This window comes from Streptomyces sp. XY431 (genome assembly GCF_001279805.1).
GTDB lineage: Bacteria > Actinomycetota > Actinomycetes > Streptomycetales > Streptomycetaceae > Kitasatospora > Kitasatospora purpeofusca.
The window spans coordinates 1-3,125 of record NZ_LGDO01000215.1; the positions used below are offsets into that span (position 1 = coordinate 1).

At 74.9% G+C, this 3,125-nt stretch carries 3 protein-coding genes and 1 pseudogene; 3 read left to right on the forward strand and 1 reads right to left on the reverse strand.

Annotated features, from left to right (window positions below):
- The first annotated feature begins 258 nt into the window (after positions 1 to 258).
- Positions 259 to 657, forward strand: a complete 399-nt coding sequence (locus ADK60_RS20675; RefSeq protein WP_053647999.1) for an SHOCT domain-containing protein — start codon at positions 259 to 261, stop codon at positions 655 to 657.
- Positions 658 to 687: 30 nt separating this feature from the next.
- Here the strand turns inward: ADK60_RS20675 and ADK60_RS20680 are convergent, their stop codons facing one another.
- On the reverse strand, positions 688 to 2,130 hold the full coding sequence (locus ADK60_RS20680) for a hypothetical protein (RefSeq protein WP_199839708.1): 1,443 nt from the start codon (positions 2,128 to 2,130) through the stop codon (positions 688 to 690).
- 333 nt (positions 2,131 to 2,463) lie between these two features.
- On the opposite strand from ADK60_RS20680, the gene ADK60_RS20685 reads away from it, so the two are divergent.
- Both ADK60_RS20685 and ADK60_RS46790 read left to right on the forward strand, forming a co-directional pair.
- Positions 2,464 to 2,949, forward strand: coding sequence for a DUF6325 family protein (locus ADK60_RS20685; protein ID WP_045940917.1), 486 nt, complete (start codon positions 2,464 to 2,466; stop codon positions 2,947 to 2,949).
- 52 nt (positions 2,950 to 3,001) lie between these two features.
- Positions 3,002 to 3,125, forward strand: a pseudogene (locus ADK60_RS46790) (SHOCT domain-containing protein); the annotation flags it as partial.

Genomic DNA, 3,125 nt, shown 5'->3' on the forward strand with positions numbered 1-3,125 from the left:
AGACTGGTCCGAGTGAGACCGGCGCCCGCCGGACGAACGGGGCGGGCGGGGTGACCGGGGTGACCGGGGCGGGCAGGGCGGGCGGGGTGACCGGGGCGGGCTGAGCTTGGCACGCGGGCCCCGCCGGGCACCCCCGCCCCGGTCCCGCCTCACCCGCCGGGGGTGGTGCGCGGGCGGGCGGCAGGCGTCACCGTGGGCCGCAGGGGGTCGGACCCCGGTGCCCGGTGGCCCGGTCGGCTCGTTCTCCGGAGGCAGGCGATGGACGACTATCCGCTGATGAACATCTTCCTCACGACCATGTGGTTCTTCCTGTGGATCCTCTGGTTCATGCTCCTGTTCCGGGTCTTCGGGGACCTCTTCCGGGACGACTCGGTCGGCGGCTGGGGCAAGGCCGGCTGGTGCGTGCTGCTGATCGTGCTGCCGTTCCTGGGCGTGTTCATCTATCTGATCGCCCGCGGCAAGGGCATGGGGATGCGGGAGGCGGCCCGGGTGAAGCAGGCGGACGCCGAGTTCCGGGACTACGTGCGGGACGCGGCCGGGTCCGAGGCCAAGCGGCCCAGCGCCGCCGAGGAACTGGCCCGGCTGGCGGACCTGCGGCGGGACGGCTCCATCACGGAGGAGGAGTACCAGCGCGCCAAGGCGCTCGCGCTGGAGTGACCTGCCCGGGCAGGTCACGGCCCCGGCCCGTCAGGGACCCTGGACCGTCACGGTCGGGGGTCCCGGCGGTGCGGGCGGCGCCGGCGGCGTCGGGGGTCCGGGCGGCGGTCCGGGTGCCGGGGGCGGCTCGACCGGGGCGGCGGTCCGGTAGGCGGGGGCGAGGAACTCGCGGACCGCGAAGGCCGCCAGCACGACCACGGCGAACCAGAACACCACCATCGCCGTCGGGTGGTCCCAGAAGGCGAACAGCACGGCGGCGACGACCAGGATCGCCACGCCCGTCCAACGCTTGTAGCGGCGGACGAAGCGCTCCGCCGGCCCGGCCCGGAAACCCGCCGAGTCGGCCGCCGAGCGCAGCGCCGCCACCCCGTGACCGGCCACCGAACGGACCGTGACGGCCGCCCGCGAGGGGCCGATGAGGATCGCACCGAGCGCCACGACCAGGGCCAGGAAGCCGACCACCCGCACCGAGGTGCGCAGATAGGTCACCAGCGCGTCGTAGACGGCGCCGGCCGCGGCGGGCGAGGCGTCGGTGGGCAGGTGGTCCAGGAAGTAGGAGCGGAACACCGTCAGGGTGAGGCCGAGCAGCAGCATCGCCGCCGCGATGCCGAGGGCGGCGCCGGCCAGTGCGCGGCGGCGGTTGAAGGCCGTGAACACCGCGCCGGCCGCGACCAGGACCGTGATCACCGGCATCCACCAGCCGAGGATCTCCAGCAGCCGGAAGCCGCCGCGGATCTTGGCGAGGTCGGGCGAGGAGAACACCACGAACTCGGTGTGCACCTCCGGGATCTTGGCGGCGGGCGCGAACCCGGCCTGGACCAGGGCGGTCTTCACCCGGTCCACCATCGGCCCGATGTCGATCACGACCTCGTCGTTCTTCAGCACCACCGCGCCGCCGCCCTTGCCGGTGAGGGCCTTGACCATGGTGGCGTGCCCGGCCCGTACGGCCTCCTCCCAGACGGTGGCGAAGGCGTCGCTGGTGACCACCCGGTCGGCGGCGGAGTGCACGAGGTTGGTCAGTGCCCCCTCCAGCGGGCCGGTCAGGCCGCCCAGCAGCTGGGCCAGCCGGGGCGGCACGCCCTGCTCGGCGGCGGCCTGGGACAGGTCGTTCACCAGGGCCTTGACGTCGACCTGCTCCGTGGCGGCGTCGGTGATCCGGTTGGCCAGGGCGCTCTGGACGTCGGGGTTGTGGGCCAGCGGCGCCATGGTGGCGACGAACCGGTCGGTGTCGGTGATCTCGTCGTGGGCCCAGACCGAGATGACCGCGAGCAGCGACAGCACGGACGCGACCACCACCAGGACCACCGAGCCGGTGGTGCGCAGCCGGTGGTGCTGCTTCTTGCTCCGGGCGTCCGCCTCCAGCTCGGCGACCCGGCGGTGCAGCGCGTCCAGTTCGACGCTGTCCGGACGGCCGGGCTGCGCGGGTCCGGGCGGACGGCCGGGCTGCTCGGGCCCGGGCTCGGTCGGTGGCATGGGCGCGGCTCCTCGTCCTGGGCGGCCCGGGGTCGGGGGGAGCCCCGGGCGGACCGGTGGCGCCGGGAGGCGCGAACACCGGTGCACCCAGCCAAGGGCCCCGCGCGGCAGTCGGCGAGCAGGGCTGACCCAGCGGGGTGACCGGAACCGGTCCGGGTCCGCCGCCCGATCGACGCGCCACCCCGTCGCGTCGTCACCCCGAACAGGTGAGCCGGGGGCCGGGGCCGGCGGGTTAGCGTCGCTGCGGGTCGGTGTCCGGGCGGCGCCCGGACCGGCCCCCGACCGGCACACCCGACCGGCCGGACCGCACCCCCTACGCCCGGAGGAGCCGACGTGAGCAACGCACCCGATGCGCCCGGTGGGGCGGACGAATCCGAACGGGTCGACCTCGGCCCCATCGACTACCTGGTGATCGCGTTCCCCGGCAGCCACCTCCGTGGCGAGGGTCTGCCGCTGCTCGTCGACCTGGTCGATCGCGACATCGTCCGGATCCTCGACCTGATCTTCGTCCGCAAGGACGAGGACGGCACGGTCACCGCCGTCGAACTGGCCGACGTGACCGGCGACGGGGTCCTCGACCTGACCGTCTTCGAGGGCGCCTCCTCCGGTCTGCTCGGGGACGCCGACATCACCGAGGCCGGTCTGGTCCTGGAGCCCGGCGACTCCGCCGCGGTGCTCCTCTACGAGAACCGGTGGGCCGCTCCGCTGGCCGCCGCCCTGCGGCGGGCGGACGCGCGCATGGTCGCCAGTGGCCGCGTCCCGGTCCAGGACCTCCTGGAGGTGCTGGACGCACTGGAGGAGCTCGACGCCGCGGGCTGACCCGCGCGCACCCCACCCCCACCCCGATCTCCCTCACCCCAGGCAGGAAGCCATGCCCGGACTGCTACGTGGCGTCGCCCGCACCGCGGTCGTCGCCGGAACGGCCACCGCCGTCTCCAACCGAGTCTCCCGCCGCCAGGCCGGTCGCTGGTCGCAGCAGGAGGCCGCCGAACCCG